Origin of the sequence: Streptomyces sp. BA2 (genome assembly GCF_009769735.1) — a bacterium.
In the GTDB taxonomy this organism is placed as follows: Bacteria; Actinomycetota; Actinomycetes; order Streptomycetales; family Streptomycetaceae; genus Streptomyces.
The window spans coordinates 7,179,561-7,201,860 of sequence record NZ_WSRO01000002.1 but is presented as its reverse complement, the minus strand read 5'-3'; the positions used below and the strand labels follow the sequence as shown (position 1 = coordinate 7,201,860).

The window sequence follows — 22,300 nt, the reverse complement described above, 5'->3', positions numbered from 1 at the left end:
GCCCTCAGCCAGCCCCGCAGTTGTCAGCCCCGCAGTTGTCAGCCCCGCAGTTGTCAGCCCCGCAGCGTCACCGTGAAGCTGCGTCCGTACGCGTGGTGGGTGTTCACCTCTATCCGGGTCCCGCCGTGGGCCCGGCTCACGCGCACCCCCTCGTCGGCCTTCACCTCCCGCAGGGGACGGCCGCGCAGCAGCACGCTGATCCCGGCGCGGTCCATCGTCGGGTCGGACACCGCCACGGTGGTCGTGCCGCGCCGCTCGCGCCGTACGAGCACCGAGGCGGGCCCCTCGATCCGCAGACCCGCGGTCTCATGGCGCCCCGCCGTGAAGCTGTTCGCGGCGGTCAGGCCGAGGCCCGCGTGGCTGACGGCCTGGAGCCGCACCGTGTTCGCGAGGACCTTCAGCGGCTGCCCGCCCCGGTACGACCGCAGCCCCGCCTCGGCCGCGTTCGGCACCAGCGCGTACGCCAGGGAGGCGGGCTCGGCCCCGGCCGCCCGGTCCACCGTCACGCCGAGGACCGAGCGCGTCACCGCGGTGTCCGGGTTCGCGGTGCGGACGACCCGGCGGCTTCGGGTGACCTTGTCCAGGGCGACCCGCACCTTCGGGGTGTCCAGGAAGACGTAGCCGACGGAGGTGCGCTGCGTGGCGTTGGCGTAGCGCAGCCACCGGAGGTCGCCCGTGCCCGCGCCGGTCCACGGGCGGCCGTCACGCAGCTCCCCCGTGACGGAGACCTGGTCGTCCGGGGCCGCGGTCCGGGCGTCGACCGTCGTCGTCACGGCCCGCCCCGCGTCGTCGCCCACTCCCGCCGCGAGCACCACGATCTCCTCGTCGAGCAGGAACCACGACTTCGTCGCCGTCGCGTTCCGGTAGGCCACGAAGTCGTCCGGCAGCAACCCCCGGTCGCGGAAGGCGACATCACTGGACTGCACCGCCCCGGCCGCGCCGTACGCCCCGAGGACGGCGCCCCCTGAGTACTGGTTGGTGCCGCGCGGGAAGTAGACGTACTTGTTCTGCGACTCGGACGACGAGGTGAAGTTCAGCGGGTGGCCGGGGTTGTCGTAGAACGGCTTCCCGTACAGCTCGGGGATCGTGCGGCGCCGCTCGACGGGCGCGGTGACCCCCGCGAGGCCGTACGGCGAGACCGTGGTGAAGTAGTCGACCCCGTACGCCTGCGTCTGGTCCTGGCCCGAGAGGTAGAGGTAGTACGTGCCGTCGCCCTGGAACCACGGCATGAGGTTCTCGCCGCTCATGTACTCGTACTTGCTGATCCGGTCCGAGCTGCGCGCGAGGGCGAAGGCGTAGCCCGGCCTGCGGTGGACGGTCTTGTCCATGGCGTTGAAGGCGACGCTGCGCGACGCGGGGTTCAGGTCGGCGGGCGGCACCGAGGCGTCGCCGATGATGTCGGTGTAGCGCACGATGCTGACCGGCGAGACGAAGCCGGTCGGGTTGAGCGCGGCGCGCGAGGTGGACCGGATGTGCTTCACATAGCTCTTCAGGGCGGTGGCGTCGGCGCCGGTGGAGAGCGAGGAGAGGTCCACGACCGCCTCCACGACGACCGCGACATCCACATAGCCGCCGTCCGGCCGCGACACCGCGCGTCCCTTGACGATCTCCATCATCCAGCCCTCGAAGATGAGCGGCGCGAAGCCGTCGCGCACCCATCTCTGAACGGTCGGCACCAGTTCCTGACCGTGCGCGAACCCCGTGCCGTCGAGAGTCTTGAGGGTCTGCACGATCCGGGTGAGCAGGCCCTTTCCGTACGAGCCCGTGTACGCGACGGAGGAGTGCTGGATGAAGGAGCCGTCGGCGTAATAGCCGTCCGTCACGCCGTGGTTGAGGCGGTAGGGGTCGATGGTGACGAAGACCGTCAGCTGGTCGGTGAGGGCCTTGCGGATGCGGGCCTCGCCGCCCGCGCCGAGGAGCGCACCCTGAAGGATCCGGTTGGCGGTGATATCGGCGAGGTTGGCGCCGGTGTGGAAGCGCGAGTCGAGGTTCACGTCACCGTCGGTGCCGTTACGCAGATAGGCGTCCATCGAGGCGACGTACGTGGTGATGAGGTCGGGCTTGTAGGTGCGCACCTCGTCGACGAGGAGCACGAGGGTCTTGCTGACGTGCTGGGAGATGCCGATCTCCCAGTTGAACCAGTTGCCGTAGTAGCCCTTGGTCTGATCGCCGTAGTAGCGCTCGTGGAGCCATCCGAGACCGTCGATCACGCGGCGCTGCACGGCGGTGCTGCCGTAGAGGTCGGAGGCGGTGCCCGGCGTTCGGGTGGCGAGGGCGATCTCGTACAGCCGCTTGAAGGCCGTGTTGAGGTTGGCGTCGTCGGTGCCGAGCGCCAGTCCGGCGAAGAGCTCGCCCTCGCCCGCGTCGTCCATCGCCTTCAGGTTCGTCCGCGCGGTCCTGTCGATCGCGGCGAGTTTGGCGGCCGTCTCGGGGCGCGCGTTGGACTCGGTGGTCCCCGCGAAGATCCCGACGGTGTTGGCCAGGAGGCGTTCGCTGCCCGCCGCGGCCTCGGCGGCGCTCACGGGCAGCGCGGGGACCACCGCCAGGAGACCGGCGGCCGACAGGGCGGACAACAGACGTCTGCGGGTGATCTCCATGGCGACCTCCGCCGGTGAGATGGCGTACTGGCGTATCGGCGTACTCGCGTTCTGGCGGGCGGAGTCAAGCAGATGCCCCGGGCGGCGACAAGACCGTCAGCTCCTGGCGGTCACGCGCTGTGGGCCCAGTCGCACCGGCAGCGGCCAGGCTCGGGGTGCGATGCCGGAACAGTACGCTTCTGGGCCGTATTCTGATCGCCGGCGGGGCGGACCCGGCCCTGACCTGACCCGACTCAGCCGTGCCGCGTCCCGGCGCGCCCGGCGATGTGCGGCGGGACGGCGACGTGGGGCGGGAGCAGCGGGTCGGCGACCGGGGCGCCCCAAGTCGACGTCAGGGGAAGGTTTCCGGCCCACAGCCCGAGCTGCGCGTCCGGCCCTTCGCCGTCGTCCGGAGGGCCCACGCTCGTCTTGACCGAGGCCTCCTCCAGGGAGAGGGCGAGCAGTGTCGTGGCGGCGAGTTCCTTGCGGCTCGGGCGCCTTGCGTAGTCCCACTGGCCGGGGGTCGCGTGCTCGGTGAGCAGGCGCAGGCCCGTCAGCTTCTCGTCCGGGTCGGTGACCTTGCGCGGGACGCCGTAGATCATGGCACTGCGGTAGTTGACGCCGTGCTCGAAGACCGAGCGGGCCAGGATCAGACCGTCCACGTGGGTGACGGTTACGCAGACCGTGGCGTCGGGGTCGGCGGCCAGGCTGCGGCTCGCCACCGAGCCGTGCAGATACAGCTGCGCGTCGTCGCGGCCGTAGACGGTCGGCACCACCATGGGGTGCCCGTCGACGACGACGCCCAGATGGCAGATGAACCCCGCGTCGAGGATCGCTTCGAGGTCGGCGCGGTCCAGGCTGCCCTGCTCGCGCAGGCGGCTGTGGCGGGTGCGGTCGGTCTGCGGGAGCGTGCCGGACAGGGACAGGGACGGAGACGGGGGCGGGGGCGGGGCCACGTGCTGCTCGGTCTGCTGCGGGCTCTGCTGCTTGCTGGTGGTCACGCCTCCGCAAGCTACCGATATCGCGACCGAAATGCCATGCATCAACGAAATACAGCCGATACTCGGGTAGCAAACGACGAAATCCGTACCCCGTGCGACATTCGTCCAACTAAGCCGCCGAGAATCCAACAACCCCCGCCGTGTGAGTGTTGTGACGTCCCACCTCCCCGCTGTCTGATGGAGGCCATGGAGCTTCCCTACCTTGAGGACGTATCCCCCGGCACCGGCAGCCTCCCGCCCCGCGCGTGGTATGCGCGCTCGGATGCCATCTCCCTCTCCCTGAACGGCAGTTGGCGCTTCCGGCTCTCCCCGGCCGCCGACACCGCCGACGACTCCTTCGCCTCGGACGGCTTCGACGCCGGCGCCTGGGACACCGTGACGGTGCCCGGCCACTGGGTGCTTCAGGGCCACGGCGCGCCCATCTACACCAACATGGTCTATCCCTTCCCTGTCGACCCGCCGCGCGTGCCCACCGAGAACCCCACCGGCGACCACCTGCGCACCTTCGACCTCCCTGCCGACTGGCCCGCGACCGGTAGCGGCACACTCCGCTTCGACGGCGTCGAGTCCTGTGCCCGCGTCTGGCTGAACGGCACGGAGCTCGGCGAGTTCAAGGGCTCCCGGCTGCCGCACGAGTTCGCGGTCGGCCACCTCCTGAAGCCGTCGGGCAACGTCCTCGCGGTCCGCGTCCACCAGTGGTCGTCGGGTTCCTACCTGGAGGACCAGGACCAGTGGTGGCTGCCTGGCATCTTCCGGGACGTGACCTTGCTGCACCGCCCCGAGGGGTGCGTGCTCGACTTCTTCACGCACGCCTCGTACGACCATCGCGCGGGGACGGGGACGCTGCGGGTCGACTCGGACGTCGTCGGCCGGGTGACCGTGCCGGAGCTGGGCGTCGATGTCGCCACGGGTGAGCCGGTGACGGTGGCCGTCGAGCCCTGGACCGCCGAGACGCCACGCCTTTACGACGGGGTCCTCGCCACGGCGGGCGAGCGCGTCCCGCTGCGGATCGGCTTCCGTACGGTCGCCGTCGAGGACGGGGTCATCAAGGTCAACGGCCGCCGGATCCTGTTCCGCGGCGTGAACCGGCACGAGTTCCACCCGGACACGGGCCGCGCGCTCGACCTCGGCACGATGCGCACCGACGTACTTCTGATGAAGCAGCACAACATCAACGCGGTCCGCACCAGCCACTATCCGCCGCACCCCGCCTTCCTCGACCTCTGCGACGAGCTGGGCCTGTGGGTCATCGACGAGTGCGACCTGGAGACCCACGGCTTCACCGAGCAGGGGTGGCGCGGCAACCCCGTCGACGACGACCGCTGGACGCCCGCGCTCCTGGACCGCGCGGCCCGCATGGTCGAGCGCGACAAGAACCACCCCTCGGTGCTCATCTGGTCGCTCGGCAACGAGTGCGGGACGGGCCGCGGCCTGACCGCCATGGCCCGCTGGATCCGCGCACGGGACTCCGGACGCCTCATCCACTACGAGGGCGACCGGTCCTGCGCGGATACCGACATGTACTCGCGCATGTACGCCGACCATGCCGAGGTCGAGCGCATCGGCCACCGGGCGGACACCGAAGGACCGGATTCGCGGCGCCAACTCCCCTTTATCCTCTGCGAGTACGGGCACGCGATGGGCAACGGACCCGGCGGCCTGAGTGAGTACCAGGAGCTGTTCGACGCCCATGAGCGCAATCAGGGCGGCTTCATCTGGGAGTGGATCGACCACGGCCTCAGGCACCCGGAGTTCGGCTACGCCTACGGGGGCGACTTCGGCGAGGAGCTGCACGACGGGAACTTCGTCTGTGACGGCCTGGTCTTCCCCGACCGGCTGCCGTCGCCGGGGCTCGACGTGTACAAGCGGGTCATCCAGCCGGTGCGATTCGCGTACGACGAGGACGCGGGGACGGCTCGGATCACCAATCTGCACGACTTCGCGGACCTGTCCCATCTGTCCTTCGAGTGGTCGTACATCAGCGACAACGACGAGGCCTCCGAGGCCGGGGAGCTGGCCGTCCCACCGGACCTCGGCCCCGGTGAATCCGTCGACCTGAAGCTGCCGGACGCGCCGCCCGCGAGCCGCGAGGCCGAGACCTTCCTGCATCTCACGGCGATGGTGGGCGTCGAGACGAACTGGACGAAGCTGGACCACGTCGTCGCGCGGGCCGAGTTCCCCGTCACGCCACGACCGACCGTCCCCGCCGCGACCGGTGAACGCCCTTCGCGTCGCGGCGGCTTCATCACGCTCGGCCCCGGCACCTTCGACGCACGAAGCGGTGAACTGCGCGGACTGAACGGCATCCCCTTGTCCAGTGCCCCGCGCCTGGACATCTGGCGCGCCCCCACCGACAACGACAACGGGGCGTCCTGGCAGGGCGGGCAGCGCAACGGCCTCGTCTGGCGCGAGCTCGGTCTGCACCGCATGCAACACCGCCTCGACGCCGTCGAGTTGACGGACGACACGCTCACCGTCCGCACCCGCGTGGCGCCCGCCGCACGCGACATCGGCCTGCGCACCGTCTACCGCTGGACGTCCGACGGCACCCGGTTGCGCCTCACCGTCTCCGTCACCCCCGAGGGCCAGTGGACGGTGCCGCTGCCCCGGCTCGGCATCCGGCTCGGTCTGCCCGCCGCGTACGGGTACGCGCACTGGTTCGGCGGCATCGACGAGGCCTACCCGGACACGGCAGCGGCATCCGTCACCGGCCGGCACTTCTCGCCGGTCGACCGAATGCAGACCCCATACGTCCGCCCGCAGGAGAACGGCGCCCGTGCGGACGTCCGTTGGGCCGAGTTGCGGGCGGGCTTCACCGGCGAGGGGGTACGGGTCGTCGGCGAGCCCGCATTCTGGTTCACGGCGCGCCGCTGGACCACCGAGCAGCTCGACGCGGCCACACACCGCACGGACCTCGCCCCCGGCGACACGGTGTGGGTCCACCTCGACCACGGGCAGCACGGCATCGGCTCGCAGTCGTGCGGTCCCGGGGTCCTTCCGCGGTATGAGCTGCATGCCGCCCCCGCGGAGTTCGCGTTCACCTTCTCGCACCGGGAGGCCACGGCCGACGACACCGCCCCCTGACGGCCCGCTGTCCGTTTTCTTCAAGACGAGCGGAGGCCGGCTGCCTACGCTGCGAAGCATGAACACGAACATCACACCCCGCATCACACCCCGCTTCGACCTTGTCGGCATCGTCGTCGCCGACATGTCCGCCACACTCGCCTTCTACCGCCGTCTCGGCCTGGAGTTCCCCGAGGGTTCCGAGGACCAGCCGCATGTCGAGGCCGCCCTCCCCGGCGGTCTGCGCATCGCGTTCGACACCGAGGAGACCATCCGCTCCTTCGTCGAGAACTGGGAGCCGCCGCGGAGCTCGGGCCGCATCGGACTCGCGTTCCACTGCGAGACCCCGGCGGGCGTCGACGCGGCGTACGACGAGCTGGTCGGCGCCGGATATCACGGTGAGCTCAAGCCGTGGGACGCCTTCTGGGGCCAGCGGTACGCCTCCGTCCTCGACCCGGACGGCAACGGCGTCGACCTGTTCGCGCCGCTGTCCAGTCCGGCTGTCTAGTCCGGCCGCGGGCTGAGCAGCTCGCTCAGCGGCGCGCCCGCCAGCTCCTTGACGTCACGGGCCAGATGGGCCTGGTCCGCGAAGCCCGCGACGACGGCGGTCTCCGCGTACGCCAGGCCTCCCCTGGCCAGGGCGAGCGCGCGCTGCAGCCGCAGGACACGGGCCAGCGTCTTGGGGCCGTAGCCGAACGCGGCGAGTGAACGCCGGTGCAGGAGGCGGGCGTTGACGCCCGCCTCCTCGGCGGTCGCCGCGATGCTCTGCCCCGCGTCCAGGGCCTTGACGACGTGAGCGAGCAGCGGGTCGGGCGGCTCGCTCTCGCCCGCGCGCGCCAGGGCGACGGACTCCAGGACGGCCGCCGGATCACCGGCCGCTTCCATGCGCTCGGTCAGGCGGCGCGCGTCCGCGGACGGCCACAGGTCGGCGAGGTCGACGCGCCGGTCACGGAGTTCGTGCGCGGGCACGCCGAGGAAGGCGGGGGCGGTGCCGGGGTAGAAACGGATGCCCACATACCGGGCGGCGACGTTCGCTTCGGGGCGGTACGCGCGCGTGTCGGGGCCCGCGACCAGGAGCTTGCCGCCGGTCCACAGCAGGTCCATGCAGCCGTCGGGCAGGACGGGGTACACGGGGCCCGCCTCACCACCGGAGACACGCGTCCACAGGACCGCGCCCGCGAGCCGGGACGGCCGCTCGGCGTACTCGACAGTCTCGTACGACACGTTCTCAAGGCTACGCCGCTGAAGGGGCTACGCGGCCCGTGAGCGGTGCTCCTGCGGGCTGACCCCGTACACCCGCTTGAAGGCGCTGGAGAGCGCGAAGGCGCTGCCGTATCCGACACGGCGCGCGATCGCGGCGATCGTCTGCTCGCTGTCCCGCAGCAGGTCGGCGGCGAGCGCGAGCCGCCATCCCGTCAGGTACGCCATCGGCGGCTCGCCCACGAGTTCGGTGAACCGCCGGGCGAGCGCGGCCCGCGAGACGCCCGCCTTCGCGGCGAGCGCGGCGATGGTCCAGGGGTGCGCGGGGTCGTCCTGGAGCAGCCGGACCGCCTGTCCGACGACCGGGTCGCCCATCGCCCGGTACCAGGCGGGCGCCTCCGCCTCCGGCCGCGAGAACCAAGCCCTCAGCGAGGCGATCATCAGCAGGTCGAGCAGCCGGTCGAGCACGACGTCCTGCCCCGGCTCGTCCTTGGTGATCTCATCGGCGAGCAGCGGGGTGAGCGGGCAGTCCCACACCTCGGTGGGCAGGACGAGGAGCGGGGGCAGCGCGTCGAGGAGCCGCCCGGTGATCTCGCCGCGCGCCTGATAGGTGCCGATCAGCATCTCCGCGGCGCCGTCGAGCGATTGGCCCCAGGTGCGCCGGCCGAGGTCCCGGTACTGGTCGGCCGGTGTATCGCCGAGGGGCACGCAGCGTTCGCCGGGCCTGATCTCGACGCGGGGCCGCGCCGCCTGCTCGTCGGCGACGGTGTAGTGGTCGGGGCCCCGGGCGATGGCGACGTCTCCGGAACGGATCAGCTGGGGTTCGCCGTCGTCGGGCACGATCCAGGCGGTGCCCCGCACCATGATCATGACCGAGAGGGGTGCCTCGTCCGCGATGCGGACGGACCAGGGCGGGTCGAAGCACGCGCGGATCATGAAGGCTCCTCGCGCGCGAGGGCCTTCCAGCAAGCCTGCGAGTACGTCCATGCCGGAAGCGTAGACGCACGCGTATGGGGGCGAGTCCCTGGCGGATGGCTCCTTGTGGCGCGGGCCAGTTCACTGAAGACATGACAGAGAACGCGGGGAACACGCAGAGCATGACGGTGTTGGTCACGGGGGCCACGGGCAAGACCGGGCGCCGGGTCGTGGAGGCCGCCGAGGCGGCGGGGTTCACGGTGCGGGCCGCGTCGCGGTCGGGGGCCGTGCGGTTCGACTGGTACGACCCCTCGACGTGGGAGGACGCGCTGCGGGGCGCGGACGCCGCGTACCTCTCCTACATGCCGGACGTCGGCGCGCCGGGCGCGGGCGATGCGGTGGGCGCGCTGGCACGGCAGGCGGTGGCTCTCGGTGTGCGGCGGCTCGTGCTGCTGTCCGCGCGGGGCGAGGACCAGGCGGAGCCGGCGGAGCGGGCGGTGCGGGAGTCGGGGGCGGAGTGGACTGTCGTACGGGCGAGTTGGTTCGCGCAGAACCTCAGCGAGGGGCACCTGGTGGACGGCATGCGGGCCGGGGAGCTGGTGTTCCCCGCCGGGGAGGTGCTCGAACCGTTCATCGACACGCGGGACATCGCGGACGTGGTGGTGGCGGTGCTTCGCCCCGGCTCGGGATACGCGGGGCGGGTGGTGGAGATATCGGGGCCGCGGCTGCTTTCGTTCCGCGATGCGGTGGGCGAGGTGTCCGCGGCTGCGGGGCGGGAGATCAGGTATGTCCCCGTCTCGGCGAGGGAGTACGGGGGTGCTCTCGCCGAGTACGGGGTACCCGCGAAGGAGGCGGAGTTCCTGATCGAGCTCTTCGAGACGAACCTGGACGGGCGCAACGCGCATCTCTCCGAGGGGGTGCGGGAGGTCCTTGGGCGGGCGCCTCGTGACTTCGCCGAGTTCGCTCGGGAGCAGGCGGAGGCGGGCGTCTGGAAGGCGTGAATTCTCCCCAACCCCGCCCCTTCCCGAAAACCCGCTGCGCGGGGGCGTCCTCAAACGCCGGACGGCTGAAAAATTCAGCCTCTCCGGCGTTTGAGGAGCGGGGGTCTGGGGGCGGAGGCCCCTGCGCGGCGGAGCCGCCAAGAGATGCAGCCGGGAAGGGGCGGGGTTGGGGAAAAGTCAGTCCTGGTCAGGCGGCGAATCCGCGGTGCCGCCGTTCTTCTTCACGTGCGTCCGCAGTCGTGAGGAGACGTCATCCGGGGGCAGGAAGCGGGACCACCGCTCCGGGAACTCCGACGGCATGTCGGGGTCGTCGGGGTCCGCGGAAGCCTCCCTCGCAGCAGCGGCCCGCGCAACCACCTCCACCGCCCGAGCCTCCCGCATCCGATCATTGGCCGCCCGCGCGGCCGCCGTGGCGACGGAAGGCCACACCCGGTCGATCGCGGCGTTCACCGCCGCCCCCACAAGGACCGCGAACGCCGAGACACCGATCCACAGGAGCACGGCCACCGGCGCCGCCAACGAACCGTAGATCGTGGGCCCTTCGACCGTGCTGGTCAGGTAGATCCGGAGCAGGAAGCTGCCCAGGACCCACATCCCCAGGGCGATCAGCGCGCCCGGCATGTCCTCCACCCAGGGCGAGCGCACCGGCACCGACACGTGGTACAGCGTCGTCAGGAACACCACCGACAGGAGCGTCACCACCGGCCAGTAGAGGATCTGCACCACCGTCGTGGAGCCGGGCAGCAGCTTCACCACCGCGTCAGGACCCGCCACCATCAGCGGCAGCGCCACCGAACCGATCAGGAGCGCCACGATGAACAGGCCGAAGGCCAACAGACGGGTCTTGACGATGCCGCGTGCGCCGTCCAGGCCGTACATGACCGTGATCGTGTCGATGAAGACGTTCACGGCGCGCGAGCCCGACCACAGGGCGAAGAGGAAACCGATCGAGATGACGTCGGGCCGGCCGACCCGCATGACGTCCTCCAGTATCGGCTGCGCGATCTGACTGACGCCCTTGTCGGAGAGGACCGTGCGGGAGGCCTCCAGGATGTTGTTCTCGACGCTGGCGATCGTGTTCGCGCCGGTCCACCGGTCCACGTAGGCGAGCAGACCGATGAGGCTCAGGAGCAGCGGCGGCACGGACAGCAGCGTGAAGAACGCCGCCTCGGCGGCGAGGCCCAGGATCCGGTATTCCACGCAGGAGTTGACCGTGTCTTTGAGCAGCAGCCAGGCGGTCCTGCGCTTGGAGACGTTGCTGTAGAGAGCGCGGGCCCGGTTCCAGCGGCCCGACGGCCTCCCGGGTGTTTCTTTTGCCTGGTGCACCTCCTTACCGTAGCGGCATGGCAGCCACCACCCACACAGTGACCAACCAGGCTCCGCCCCTGGTGGGATATGACGTCTTCACGTCTGACCGCGTCCTCACGGAAGGAGTCGAACGGCATCTCGATCCCGCGCTGCTCGACACCGCGCGTGAGCAACTCTCCCAACTCGGGCGCACCGCGGGATCGGCACAGGCTCGGGAATGGGGGTTCCTGGCCAATGAGAATCCGCCCGTTCTGCACACCCATGACCGCTATGGGAATCGCATCGACGAGGTCACCTTCCATCCGGCGTGGCACCGACTGCTCGGCAAGGCGGTGTCGTCGGGTCTGACCACGGCCTGGTCGCGGCCGGGCGGGCATCTGCGGCGCGCGGCAGGGTTCCTGGTGTGGTCGCAGGTCGAGGCGGGGCACGGCTGCCCGGTCTCGATGACGCACGCGGCCGTTCCGGCGCTGCGGGCCGATCCCGCGCTCGCCGCCGAGTGGGAGCCGCGGCTCACTTCTCTCGTCTACGACGAAGGTTTTCGGCCCGCGTCCCAGAAGGCCGGGGCGCTCTTCGGGATGGGCATGACGGAGAAACAGGGCGGCAGTGATGTACGCGCGAACACGACACGCGCGCGTGCTCTCGCGGAAGACGGCACCTATGAACTCACGGGGCACAAGTGGTTCTGTTCCGCCCCCATGTCCGACGGCTTTCTCGTGCTCGGTCAGACCGACGCGGGACTTACGTGTTTCCTCGTGCCGCGTGTCCTTGAGGACGGCACCCGGAACGCTTTCGCCATTCAGCGCCTGAAGGACAAACTGGGCAACAAGTCGAACGCGTCGAGCGAGGTCGAGTTCGACGGGACGTGGGCGCGCCGGGTCGGGGAAGAGGGGCGCGGGGTGCGCACCATCATCGAGATGGTGGCGGCCACGCGGCTCGACTGTGTGGTGGGCTCGGCGGCGATCATGCGGCAGGCCGTCGCGCAGGCCGTGCACCACGCCACGTACCGCGAGGCGTTCGGCGGCAAGCTCATCGACAAGCCGCTCATGCGCAACGTCCTCGCGGATCTGGCCCTGGAATCGGAGGCGGCCACGACGCTCGCGCTGCGGCTCGCCGCCGCGTACGACGACGGGAGCGAGCAGGAGCGGGCGTTCCTGCGCATCGCGGTGCCGGCCGCGAAGTACTGGGTGACCAAGCGCTGCACGCCGCTCGCGGTGGAGGCCCTTGAGGTGCTCGGCGGCAACGGCTACGTCGAGGAGTCGGGGATGCCGCGGCTCCTTCGCGAGTCGCCGCTCAACTCCATCTGGGAGGGCTCGGGGAACGTACAGGCGCTGGATGTGCTGCGTGCGCTGCAGCGGGAGCCGCTGGCGCTGAACGCCTTCCTCCAGGAGGTGGGCCTCGCCCGCGGCGCCGATCACCGCCTGGACGGCGCGATCAAGGGGCTGCTCACCGAACTGGCCGATCTGGACGCCATCGAGGCGCGGGCGCGCCGTCTCGTGGAGCGGATGGCTCTGGTGCTCCAGGGTTCGCTGCTCGTGCGGTACGCGCCCCCGGAGGTGGCCGACGCGTTCTGTGCCTCGCGGCTCGGCGGGGACTGGGGCTCGGCGTTCGGGACGCTGCCGCACAGTCTGGATCTGGCCACCGTGGTGGAGCGGGCCGCGCCGCGCGGCAACTAGCGGGAAGCGCGGGGGTGGTGCTGCGCCGACACGGCACCACCCCCGCTTTCAAGCCCCGTTGAGGAGCGTGAACGCCGCGCGAACGGCGTCGGCATCAGCTTCGACCGCCGCACGGCCGTTCGCGAGGGTTGCAGACGGTTGCAAGCCAGAAGTTCATTTCTGAACCAATACCCTTGCGGACGCCGAAGGGGCACGATGAGTAGGCGCCCCCGACGCACTGGCTCTGCTCGGGAAGGACCCGGTGATGAACGCGACTTCGACGATCAACCTCGCGAGGATCTCCGCCATGGACTGTGCGCAGGCCGCACGGCTCCTTGCGGGTGTCCGCCACGCGGCGCTCGCCGGGCAGCGGCCACGTGTGCTGCCGCGTCCGGTGATCGAGGAGTCCTGGGAGCGCATGAAGCTCGACGGGGTCGATCCCGACCGCGACTTCCGCTCCCGGCTGCTCAGCGTCGAGGAGCTGGAGGAGCGGCGGCGCGCGTCGCCGCTGACGGAGATCATGCCGGTGCTGCGGGACGCGATCGTCTCGGTGGCGGACGCGGCGCACCACATCATGGTCGTCTGTGACGCGGAGGGCCGGGTGCTGTGGCGGGAGGGCAACTCCACGGTGCTTCGCAAGGCGGACTCGCTCGGCTTCGAACTGGGCGCGGACTGGGGCGAGAGCGTCGTCGGCACGAACGGCATAGGGACACCGCTCGTCGTGCGCCGTCCCGTGCAGGTGTTCTCCGCCGAGCACTTCGTCGAGACGCATCACGCCTGGACGTGCACGGGCGCGCCCATCACCGATCCTCGCGACGGCCGTCTCCTCGGCGTGGTCGACATCAGCGGCCCGCTGAACACCATGCATCCGGCGACGCTCGCCCTGGTCGACTCGGTGGCGAAGCTCGCCGAAGCCCGGCTGCGGGAGACCCATGTGACAGCGCTCGACCGGCTGCGCTCGGTGGCGGCGCCGGTCCTCGCCCGCCTGGAGGGGCGGCGCGCCGTCGCGGTGGACTCCCACGGGTGGACGGCGGCGGTCACGGGAATGCCGCCGACGGACCGTCTCGCGCTGCCCAAGGCCATGGCCGCGGGCCACATACGGCTGCCCTCGCTCGGCACCTGCGCGGTGGAGCCGCTGCCCGGCGGCTGGCTGCTGCGCGTCGAGGAGGACCCGCAGCCGCTGACGGCGACCCGCGTCATCCTGGACGTGAGCGGGCCGCGCCGCTGGTCGGTCACCGTCGAGGGCGGCGGCGCGGGCGGCTGGACGCATGAACTGAGCCCGCGGCACGCCGAGTTGCTCTTCCTCCTGAGCACCCACCGCAAGGGCCGCAGCGCTTCGGGCCTGGCCGAGGACATGTTCGGCGACCCGGCGCGCACGGTGACGGTCCGCGCCGAGCTCTCCCGGGTCCGGCGTTACCTGGGCGGCCTCCTGGCCCACCGCCCCTACCGCTTCCCCGAGGACGTGGACCTGGACGTGATCCTGCCCGAGCATCCGGCGAACCTGCTGCCGCATTCGACGGCGCCCGCGGTGCGGGAGGCACGGAGGGTGCGGGAGGCACGGAGGGTGCCGGAGCCTTGAGTGCCCTGCGCCCTCCTCCTCTCCCCCCCCGGCCGCCGGGAGGCCTGATGACCGCCCGGCGGCGGGGCGCACGGGTCCCCCTCACACGCCGGGTATCTCCCGCGCCTCGAACGCCTTGCGCACGGCGTCCGCCGCGCTCTTGCCGTACATCTTCTGGGCGGTCGCGATCGTCGTCAGGGCCGCGTCCTCGAAGCTGGTGTCGGGCGCGAAGCCGAACTGGGCGTTGACGATGATCCGGTCGGCGGTGCGGGCACCGAGCGAGCCACGGATGTCGAAGAGCGCACGGGACCAGATCTCGCCGTCCGCGTGCACCTGCCCCACCTTGTCGGCGTACGTCTTGTCACTGTCGACCCGGCGCAGACAGTGCGGGGCGTCCGAGTACGAGACGGCGTCCCAGTCGGCGACGCAGGCGAGGTCGGTCTTGGCGGGCCAGCCGTACTTGGCGTCCGCGTACGCGCCGACCGACACCGCCAGGTAGTCGCCCCAGGCCTCACCGATCGAGCCCGCCTCCAGCGAAGTGCCGAAGCCGGGCACCTGGGCGTGGTGCACCGCGTGCCCGTACTCGTGGACGACGACCTCGGCATCCTCGGCGTCGTCGACGCCCCCCTTGCCGAACCGGATCTCGGCCTTCTTGTCGGTGAAGAACGAGTTGTCCGCGCCCCATTGATTGATGCGAACGGGCTGTGCCCGGTCATTCGCCCCCGGCAGTTCGGTCCCGAAGCCGAGGCTCTGCAGGTACTCCTGCGCCTCGTTGACCCAGAAGTACGCCATGACCTGCTCGAACTGGTCGTCGTCGCGGGCGTATCCGCCCGCGTCCGCGACCTTGGCGGAGGCGCCGGTGTCGGATCTGATGTACGCCCACTTGCCGGAGAGCCCACCGCTGGAGTCGAGATTGCGCAGGGTGGCGGTGGCGTAGGCGGACGCGGGGACCGAGGTGGCGGAATCCTTGGCGTCGGCGAGGGTCTGGTCCCCCGACGACTGGACGGGGTTGACCATGAAGACGCGGGCCTGCGGGTCGGCGGAGGCCGAAGCGGGTGCGGCAAGCGTCGCGAGGGCCACGGTGATGGTGGCCGCGGCGAGCAGACCGCGGGGTGTGCGGCGGGCCATGAGACATCCTCCAGCTCGAAGAATGCGGGGGGTGGCAGAGCGCTGCGGGATCTTCCCGCATCCCGGACCCCTTTGGCCAGGGTGCGCGGCCCATGATTCGCTGACCCGTATGAGCCTCACTGTCACCACCTGGTCCCTGGAGCAGACCGCTCCCACCGATCTGCTGCCGGCCGCCGCACCCGAGGGCGACGACTTGCGGATCGTCAGGGCCGAGATCCCCTCCCCCGAGTTCAGCCGCTTCCTCTACGCCTCCGTCGGCGGCGACATCCACTGGACGGACCGCCTCTCCCTCTCCTACGCCCAGTGGCAGGAGGAGCTCGGGAAGCCGGGCGTCGAGACGTGGGTGGCGTACGAGAAGGGGACGCCGGCCGGTTACGTCGAACTGGCGGCGCAGGAGGGCGGAGTCGTCGAGATCGTGTACTTCGGCCTCATCCCCGCCTTCCGGGGCCGCCGGATCGGCGGACATCTGCTCTCGCAGGGCGTCCGCCGCGCCTGGGACCTCGCAGAGCGCTGGCCGGACCTCACCCCGACCAAGCGGGTGTGGCTGCACACCTGCTCCAAGGACGGCGAGCACGCGATGGACAACTACCTGCGGCGCGGCTTCAAGCTGTTCGACACGAAGGTGGAGCAGGAGCCGGATGTAGCTGCCCCGGGGCCGTGGCCGGGGGCCTGAAGCTCAAACGGGGGAGGGTTCACCGCTCCGGAGCCCGGTGACGATCAGGTGGGCCACGTGACGGATGGGATCCTTAGCCCGCGCGGCCCTGGCGTCCAAGGCCATACCGCGCCACCAGGCCGCGGCACCGACGGCGGTGATCGCCCCGCACATCGCGACCGCGGCGGCCGTCCCCCACCAACCCGACCACGCGGCGAAAGCGTAGACCGCCGCGGCGGGTCCCAACACCAAGCCGCTGATCAGGAGCACCGAGTCCTCGAAGTCCAAAGGGGGCCCGTAGCCGACCAGGCCACCGCCCGGCGGAAAGCCACACCCATACCTGCGCCCACACGAGAACTCCCCCCGCCCCGTATGCCTGCACAGCAGGATAGAGGAGATGGGCGGCTTAGTGACCCACGTCACTGTGTCTCACGAAGCGGGACAAGAGTGTCCACATTACGGACAGTGGTGGACTGGGCCGAAAGTCCCGTGACACGCTTCCGTCATGGATCGCACTGGAATCGCCTTGGTGAGTCGGCGTCACGTCGATCTCTGCCGCATGTCCAGCGCCATGTGTCCGGCGAGCTGACAGCACCAGCGCCGACGACTCTCTCTGCTTGACCCCTTAACTGCGCACCGCCGCGCCTCCTGCGCGAAGTGTGCAGGTCAGAGCCGCCCACAGCCCGCCTTGAAGGACGTATCCCCATGGCTGCCACCCCTGAAAAACCCACGACTGCCGCGCCCCGGCGCAAGGCGAGCCGTCACCGTGGTGAGGGCCAGTGGGCCGTTGGCCACTTCACGCCGCTCAATGGGAACGAACAGTTCAAGAAGGACGACGACGGTCTCAATGTGCGGACACGCATTGAGACGATCTATTCGAAGCGCGGCTTCGATTCCATCGACCCGAACGATCTTCGTGGGCGTATGCGCTGGTGGGGGCTCTACACCCAGCGCCGGCAGGGCATCGACGGCGGCAAGACCGCGATCCTGGAGCCCGAAGAGCTGGACGACGAGTACTTCATGCTGCGGATCCGGATCGACGGCGGGCGGCTCACCACCGAGCAGCTGCGCGTCATCGGCGAGATCTCGCAGGAGTTCGCGCGCGGCACCGCCGACCTCACCGACCGGCAGAACGTCCAGTACCACTGGATCCGCATCGAGGACGTGCCCGCGATCTGGGAGCGGCTCGAAGCCGTGGGGCTTTCCACCACCGAGGCCTGCGGTGACACTCCCCGCGTCATCCTCGGCTCGCCCGTCGCCGGTATCGCCGAGAACGAGATCATCGACGGATCCTCCGCCATCGACGAGATCCAGCGCCGCTTCATCGGCAACCCCGACTTCTCGAACCTGCCGCGCAAGTTCAAGTCGGCGGTCTCCGGGTCGCCGCAGCTCGACGTCGCGCACGAGATCAACGACGTCGCCTTCGTCGGCGTGAACCACCCCGAGCACGGCCCCGGCTTCGACCTCTGGGTGGGCGGCGGCCTCTCCACCAACCCGAAGCTCGGCGTGCGGCTCGGCGCCTGGGTGCCGCTGGACGAGGTGCCCGACGTGTACGGCGGTGTCATCGGCATCTTCCGTGACTACGGCTACCGGCGCCTTCGCAACCGCGCCCGGTTGAAGTTCCTCGTCGCCGACTGGGGCCCGGAGAAGTTCCGGCAGATCCTTCAGGACGAGTACCTGAAGTACAAGCTCGTCGACGGGCCCGCCCCCGAGCAGCCGACCGGCACCTGGCGCGACCACCTCGGCGTGCACAAGCAGAAGGACGGCCGCTTCTACGTCGGGTTCGCCCCCCGCGTCGGCCGCGTGGACGGCGCGACGCTCACGAAGATCGCGGATGTCGCCGCCGCCCACGGCTCGGGGCGGCTTCGCACCACCGCCGAGCAGAAGATGATCGTGCTCGATGTGGAGGAGGCTCAGGTCGAGTCGCTCGTGGCGGGGCTCGAAGCCCTCGATCTGCGGGTCAATCCCTCCCCCTTCCGGCGCGGCACCATGGCCTGCACCGGCATCGAGTTCTGCAAGCTGGCGATCGTCGAGACCAAGGCGCGCGGCGCCTCGCTCATCGACGAACTGGAGCGCCGCATCCCGGAGTTCGACCAGCCGATCACCATCAACATCAACGGCTGCCCGAACGCCTGCGCCCGCATCCAGGTCGCCGACATCGGCCTGAAGGGGCAGTTGGTCCTCGACGGCGACGGCAACCAGGTCGAGGGCTTCCAGGTGCACCTGGGCGGCGCGCTCGGCCTTGAGGCCGGGTTCGGCCGCAAGGTCCGTGGCCTGAAAGTCACTTCGGCCGAGCTGCCCGACTACGTCGAGCGGGTCCTCAAGCGCTTCGAGGAGGAGCGCGCGGACGACGAGCGCTTCGCCACCTGGGTCGCCCGCGCCAGCGAGGAGGCCCTGTCGTGAGCGAGCGTGCGGCGCCCTTCTACTGCCCCTACTGCGGTGACGAGGACCTGCGTCCCAACGAGACCGGTCACGGCGCATGGGAATGCGCCGCGTGCAATCGGGCCTTCCAGTTGAAGTTCCTCGGGCTGCTCGCCCAGGGAGTCCAGCGCAACAGCGGTGGAGGGGAAGAGATATGACGACCGTTCAGGCTCAAGGACAGCGCACCGACGACGAGTTGAAGGCTCTCGCCGAGCAGGCGGGGCGGGACCTGGAGGACGCCTCGGCCCTGGAGATCCTCCAGTGGGCCGTCGACACCTTCGGCGAGCGCTTCTGCGTGACCTCCTCCATGGAGGACGCCGTCGTCGCCCATCTCGCCTCGCGCGCCCGCCCCGGTGTGGACGTCGTGTTCCTCGACACCGGCTACCACTTCCCGGAGACCATCGGCACCCGTGACGCCGTCGCCGCCGTGATGGACGTCAACGTCATCACGCTCACGCCGCGGCAGAGCGTCGCCGAGCAGGACGCCGAGTTCGGCGCGAAGCTGCACGACCGGAACCCCGACCTGTGCTGCGCCATGCGGAAGGTCAAGCCCCTTGAGGAGGGCCTGACTTCGTACGCCGCATGGGCGACGGGACTGCGCCGCGACGAGTCCCCGACCCGGGCGGGCACCCCGGTCGTCGGCTGGGACGAGAAGCGCCGCAAGGTCAAGGTCTCGCCGATCGCCCGCTGGACGCAGGACGACGTGGACGCCTACGTCACCGAGCACGGCGTCCTCACCAACCCCCTCCTCATGGACGGCTACGGCTCCGTGGGCTGCGCGCCCTGCACCCGCCGCCTCCTGGAGGGCGAGGACGCGCGCGCCGGACGCTGGGCGGGCAACGCCAAGACCGAGTGCGGGATCCATTGATGACACAGCCTCAGACGGCGCCTCAGCCTCAGCAAGCCACCGGTCCCCGGAACGTATCGGAGAAGCACGTGACCACCGGAGCCACCATCTGGCTCACGGGTCTGCCCAGCGCGGGCAAGACCACCATCGCCTACGAACTCGCGGCCAGGCTCGGCGATGACGGCCACCGGGTCGAGGTGCTCGACGGCGACGAGATCCGCGAGTTCCTCTCGGCGGGCCTCGGCTTCAGCCGCGAGGACCGGCACACGAACGTGCAGCGCATCGGCTTCGTCGCCGAACTGCTCGCGCGCAACGGCGTGAAGGTCCTGGTGCCGGTGATCGCCCCCTTCGCGGACAGCCGTGAGGCGGTGCGGGGGCGCCACCAGACGGGCGGCACGCCCTACCTGGAGGTTCACGTGGCCACGCCGGTGGAGGTCTGCTCCGTACGCGACGTGAAGGGTCTGTACGCCAAGCAGGCGGCCGGTGAGATCTCCGGGCTCACGGGCGTCGACGACCCCTACGAGGCACCCGAGTCACCCGATCTGCGCATCGAGTCGCAGGACCAGACCGTGCAGGAGTCCGCGGCGGCCTTGCGCGCGCTGCTCATCGAAAGGGGTCTGGCATGACGACCACCGTGGCCACCGTGACCGAGGGGACGGACAGTCCCTACGCCCTGTCCCACCTGGACGCCCTGGAGTCGGAGGGTGTGCACATCTTCCGCGAGGTGGCGGGTGAGTTCGAGCGGCCGGTGATCCTCTTCTCCGGCGGCAAGGACTCCATCGTCATGCTGCACCTCGCGCTGAAGGCCTTCGCCCCCGCGGCGGTCCCCTTCTCGCTGCTGCACGTCGACACCGGGCACAACTTCCCCGAGGTCATCGAGTACCGCGACCGCGTGGTCGCCGAGCACGGGCTTCGGCTGCATGTCGCCTCCGTGCAGGACTACATCGACGCGGGCAAGCTGCGCGAGCGCCCGGACGGGACGCGCAACCCGCTCCAGACCGTGCCGCTCACCGAGAAGATCCAGAGCGAGAAGTTCGACGCGGTCTTCGGCGGCGGACGACGGGACGAGGAGAAGGCCCGCGCCAAGGAGCGGGTGTTCTCCCTGCGCGACGAGTTCTCGCAGTGGGACCCGCGCCGCCAGCGCCCCGAGCTGTGGCAGCTCTACAACGGCCGCCACGCGCCCGGCGAGCACGTCCGCGTGTTCCCGCTGTCCAACTGGACCGAGCTGGACGTCTGGCAGTACATCGCCCGCGAAGGCATCGAGCTCCCCCAGATCTACTTCGCGCACGAGCGGGACGTGTTCCAGCGCTCCGGCATGTGGCTGACCGCCGGTGAGTGGGGCGGGCCCAAGGACGAGGAGACGGTGGAGAAGCGGCTCGTCCGCTACCGCACCGTCGGCGACATGTCCTGCACCGGCGCCGTCGACTCCGACGCCACCACGCTGGACGCCGTCATCGCCGAGATCGCCGCTTCGCGGCTGACCGAGCGCGGCGCGACGAGGGCCGACGACAAGCTCTCCGAGGCCGCCATGGAAGACCGCAAGCGCGAGGGGTACTTCTAAACATGACCAGCACCACCGAACCCGACAAGGCCAAGCCGCTCTCCACGGAGCAGCTTTCGGCCACCACCCTGCTGCGGTTCGCCACCGCGGGGTCCGTCGACGACGGCAAGTCCACCCTGGTGGGACGGCTCCTGCACGACTCCAAGTCGGTCCTGACCGACCAGCTGGAGGCCGTGCAGCGCGTCTCGCTCGGCCGTGGCCAGGATGCGCCCGACCTCGCGCTGCTCACCGACGGCCTGCGGGCCGAGCGCGAGCAGGGCATCACCATCGACGTCGCCTACCGCTACTTCGCCACCCCCGCGCGCCGGTTCATCCTCGCCGACACCCCGGGCCACGTGCAGTACACCCGGAACATGGTCACCGGCGCCTCGACGGCCGACCTCGCCGTGGTCCTCGTCGACGCCCGCAACGGCGTCATCGAGCAGACCCGCCGGCACGCCGCCGTCGCCGCGCTCCTGCGCGTGCCGCACGTGGTGCTCGCCGTGAACAAGATGGACCTCGTCGACTACGAGGAGACCGTCTTCGCGAAGATCGCCGAGGAATTCACCGCGTACGCGAGTGAGTTGGGCGTCCCGGAGATCACCGCGATCCCGATCTCGGCGCTCGCCGGTGACAACGTGGTGGAGCCGTCCTCCAACATGGACTGGTACGGCGGCCCCACGGTCCTTGAGCACCTGGAGACGGTCCCGGTCAGCCACGACCTGACCTCCTGCCACGCGCGCCTGCCCGTCCAGTACGTGATCCGCCCGCAGACCGCCGAGCACCCCGACTACCGGGGCTACGCGGGACAGATCGCGGCGGGTACCTTCCGGGTCGGCGAGTCCGTGACCGTGCTTCCCTCGGGGCGTACGTCGAAGATCGCGGGCATCGACCTCCTGGGCAAGCAGGTGGACGTGGCCTGGACGCCGCAGTCCGTGACGCTGCTCCTGGAGAGCGACATCGACATCTCGCGCGGCGACCTGATCGTGCCGAGCGGCGACCAGCCGCAGACCTCGCAGGACCTCACGGCGACGGTCTGCCACGTCGCGGACACCGCCCTGAACGTGGGCCAGCGGGTGCTGCTCAAGCACACCACCCGCACGGTCAAGGCGATCGTCAAGGAGATCCCCTCGCGGCTCACCCTGGACGACCTCTCCCAGCACCCGGACCCGGGGCGGCTGGTCGCCAACGACATCGGCCGCGTCGTGATCCGCACCGCCGAGCCGATCGCGGTCGACTCGTACGCGGCTTCGCGCCGCACCGGTTCGTTCCTCCTGATCGACCCGGCGGACGGCACTACGCTCGCGGCGGGCATGGCGGGCGACGCGTTCGCCACCACGGAGACGGCCGAAGAGGCCAAGCCGGCCGCGGACGACGAGGGCTGGGACTTCTGACCATGACCTCGATCGACTATTTCTCGACCTTCGCGAAGGAGGGC

At 70.5% G+C, this 22,300-nt stretch carries 20 protein-coding genes; 14 read left to right on the top strand and 6 right to left on the bottom strand.

Features of this window, described 5'->3' with window-relative positions:
• Nucleotides 1-53 precede the first annotated feature (53 nt).
• Together E5671_RS35110 and E5671_RS35105 are read right to left on the bottom strand one after the other, a co-directional pair.
• Nucleotides 54-2,597, bottom strand: coding sequence for a polysaccharide lyase family 8 super-sandwich domain-containing protein (locus E5671_RS35110; RefSeq protein WP_160507874.1), 2,544 nt, complete (start codon nucleotides 2,595-2,597; stop codon nucleotides 54-56).
• Between the two features lie 233 nt (nucleotides 2,598-2,830).
• A complete protein-coding gene (locus tag E5671_RS35105; RefSeq protein WP_237330837.1) occupies nucleotides 2,831-3,496 on the bottom strand; it encodes a pyridoxamine 5'-phosphate oxidase family protein in 666 nt (221 codons plus the stop codon).
• A gap of 267 nt (nucleotides 3,497-3,763) precedes the next feature.
• Here E5671_RS35105 and E5671_RS35100 point away from each other — a divergent pair, with 267 nt between their 5' ends.
• The gene (locus E5671_RS35100) at nucleotides 3,764-6,661 is read left to right on the top strand and encodes a glycoside hydrolase family 2 TIM barrel-domain containing protein (protein WP_160507872.1); all 2,898 of its coding nucleotides are present in this window, start codon (nucleotides 3,764-3,766) and stop codon (nucleotides 6,659-6,661) included.
• A gap of 58 nt (nucleotides 6,662-6,719) precedes the next feature.
• On the top strand, nucleotides 6,720-7,148 hold the full coding sequence (locus E5671_RS35095) for a VOC family protein (RefSeq protein WP_202121383.1): 429 nt from the start codon (nucleotides 6,720-6,722) through the stop codon (nucleotides 7,146-7,148).
• Here E5671_RS35095 and E5671_RS35090 read toward each other — a convergent pair.
• Both E5671_RS35090 and E5671_RS35085 read right to left on the bottom strand, forming a co-directional pair.
• A complete protein-coding gene (locus E5671_RS35090; RefSeq protein ID WP_160507871.1) occupies nucleotides 7,145-7,864 on the bottom strand; it encodes a DUF6597 domain-containing transcriptional factor in 720 nt (239 codons plus the stop codon). The two genes, E5671_RS35095 and E5671_RS35090, sit on opposite strands and share 4 nt — an antisense overlap.
• Nucleotides 7,865-7,891: 27 nt before the next feature.
• Nucleotides 7,892-8,827: an AraC family transcriptional regulator gene (locus E5671_RS35085; RefSeq protein WP_160507870.1), complete on the bottom strand. Its 936-nt coding sequence runs from the start codon at nucleotides 8,825-8,827 to the stop codon at nucleotides 7,892-7,894.
• 80 nt (nucleotides 8,828-8,907) lie between these two features.
• Here E5671_RS35085 and E5671_RS35080 point away from each other — a divergent pair, with 80 nt between their 5' ends.
• On the top strand, nucleotides 8,908-9,756 hold the full coding sequence (locus E5671_RS35080; RefSeq protein WP_160507869.1) for an NAD(P)H-binding protein: 849 nt from the start codon (nucleotides 8,908-8,910) through the stop codon (nucleotides 9,754-9,756).
• Nucleotides 9,757-9,933: 177 nt separating this feature from the next.
• On the opposite strand, the gene E5671_RS35075 is transcribed toward E5671_RS35080, so the two are convergent.
• Nucleotides 9,934-11,082 (bottom strand): YhjD/YihY/BrkB family envelope integrity protein, encoded by a 1,149-nt coding sequence (locus tag E5671_RS35075; protein ID WP_160507868.1) that lies wholly within the window; start codon nucleotides 11,080-11,082, stop codon nucleotides 9,934-9,936.
• Nucleotides 11,083-11,099: 17 nt separating this feature from the next.
• Here E5671_RS35075 and E5671_RS35070 point away from each other — a divergent pair, with 17 nt between their 5' ends.
• A complete protein-coding gene (locus tag E5671_RS35070) occupies nucleotides 11,100-12,737 on the top strand; it encodes an acyl-CoA dehydrogenase family protein (protein ID WP_160507867.1) in 1,638 nt (545 codons plus the stop codon).
• 244 nt (nucleotides 12,738-12,981) lie between these two features.
• Nucleotides 12,982-14,295, top strand: a complete 1,314-nt coding sequence (locus E5671_RS35065; RefSeq protein ID WP_160507866.1) for a GAF domain-containing protein — start codon at nucleotides 12,982-12,984, stop codon at nucleotides 14,293-14,295.
• An 81-nt stretch (nucleotides 14,296-14,376) separates the two neighbouring features.
• On the opposite strand, the gene E5671_RS35060 is transcribed toward E5671_RS35065, so the two are convergent.
• A complete protein-coding gene (locus E5671_RS35060; protein ID WP_160507865.1) occupies nucleotides 14,377-15,402 on the bottom strand; it encodes a M4 family metallopeptidase in 1,026 nt (341 codons plus the stop codon).
• Between the two features lie 109 nt (nucleotides 15,403-15,511).
• Here E5671_RS35060 and E5671_RS35055 point away from each other — a divergent pair, with 109 nt between their 5' ends.
• From E5671_RS35055 to E5671_RS35020, 9 genes are all read left to right on the top strand, one after another.
• Nucleotides 15,512-16,075 carry a GNAT family N-acetyltransferase gene (locus tag E5671_RS35055; protein WP_160507864.1) on the top strand — a complete coding sequence of 188 codons (564 nt, stop codon included), beginning with the start codon at nucleotides 15,512-15,514 and terminating at the stop codon, nucleotides 16,073-16,075.
• Between the two features lie 64 nt (nucleotides 16,076-16,139).
• Nucleotides 16,140-16,280 carry a hypothetical protein gene (locus tag E5671_RS35050; RefSeq protein WP_160507863.1) on the top strand — a complete coding sequence of 47 codons (141 nt, stop codon included), beginning with the start codon at nucleotides 16,140-16,142 and terminating at the stop codon, nucleotides 16,278-16,280.
• 279 nt (nucleotides 16,281-16,559) lie between these two features.
• Nucleotides 16,560-16,643: a putative leader peptide gene (locus tag E5671_RS47485; RefSeq protein WP_323178717.1), complete on the top strand. Its 84-nt coding sequence runs from the start codon at nucleotides 16,560-16,562 to the stop codon at nucleotides 16,641-16,643.
• A gap of 116 nt (nucleotides 16,644-16,759) precedes the next feature.
• Nucleotides 16,760-18,457 carry a nitrite/sulfite reductase gene (locus E5671_RS35045; protein WP_160507862.1) on the top strand — a complete coding sequence of 566 codons (1,698 nt, stop codon included), beginning with the start codon at nucleotides 16,760-16,762 and terminating at the stop codon, nucleotides 18,455-18,457.
• Nucleotides 18,454-18,633, top strand: a complete 180-nt coding sequence (locus E5671_RS35040) for a hypothetical protein (protein ID WP_160507861.1) — start codon at nucleotides 18,454-18,456, stop codon at nucleotides 18,631-18,633. Before E5671_RS35045 ends, E5671_RS35040 begins: the two co-directional genes overlap by 4 nt.
• Nucleotides 18,630-19,343 carry a phosphoadenylyl-sulfate reductase gene (locus E5671_RS35035; RefSeq protein ID WP_160507860.1) on the top strand — a complete coding sequence of 238 codons (714 nt, stop codon included), beginning with the start codon at nucleotides 18,630-18,632 and terminating at the stop codon, nucleotides 19,341-19,343. The genes E5671_RS35040 and E5671_RS35035 overlap by 4 nt, the downstream gene beginning before the upstream one ends.
• Complete coding sequence (cysC, locus tag E5671_RS35030) at nucleotides 19,343-19,948, top strand: adenylyl-sulfate kinase (protein WP_202121382.1); 606 nt, start codon at nucleotides 19,343-19,345, stop codon at nucleotides 19,946-19,948. The genes E5671_RS35035 and cysC overlap by 1 nt, the downstream gene beginning before the upstream one ends.
• Nucleotides 19,945-20,883: a sulfate adenylyltransferase subunit CysD gene (gene cysD, locus E5671_RS35025; RefSeq protein WP_160507858.1), complete on the top strand. Its 939-nt coding sequence runs from the start codon at nucleotides 19,945-19,947 to the stop codon at nucleotides 20,881-20,883. Before cysC ends, cysD begins: the two co-directional genes overlap by 4 nt.
• 2 nt (nucleotides 20,884-20,885) lie before the next feature.
• A complete protein-coding gene (locus E5671_RS35020; protein WP_160507857.1) occupies nucleotides 20,886-22,256 on the top strand; it encodes a sulfate adenylyltransferase subunit 1 in 1,371 nt (456 codons plus the stop codon).
• Nucleotides 22,257-22,300 lie beyond the last annotated feature (44 nt).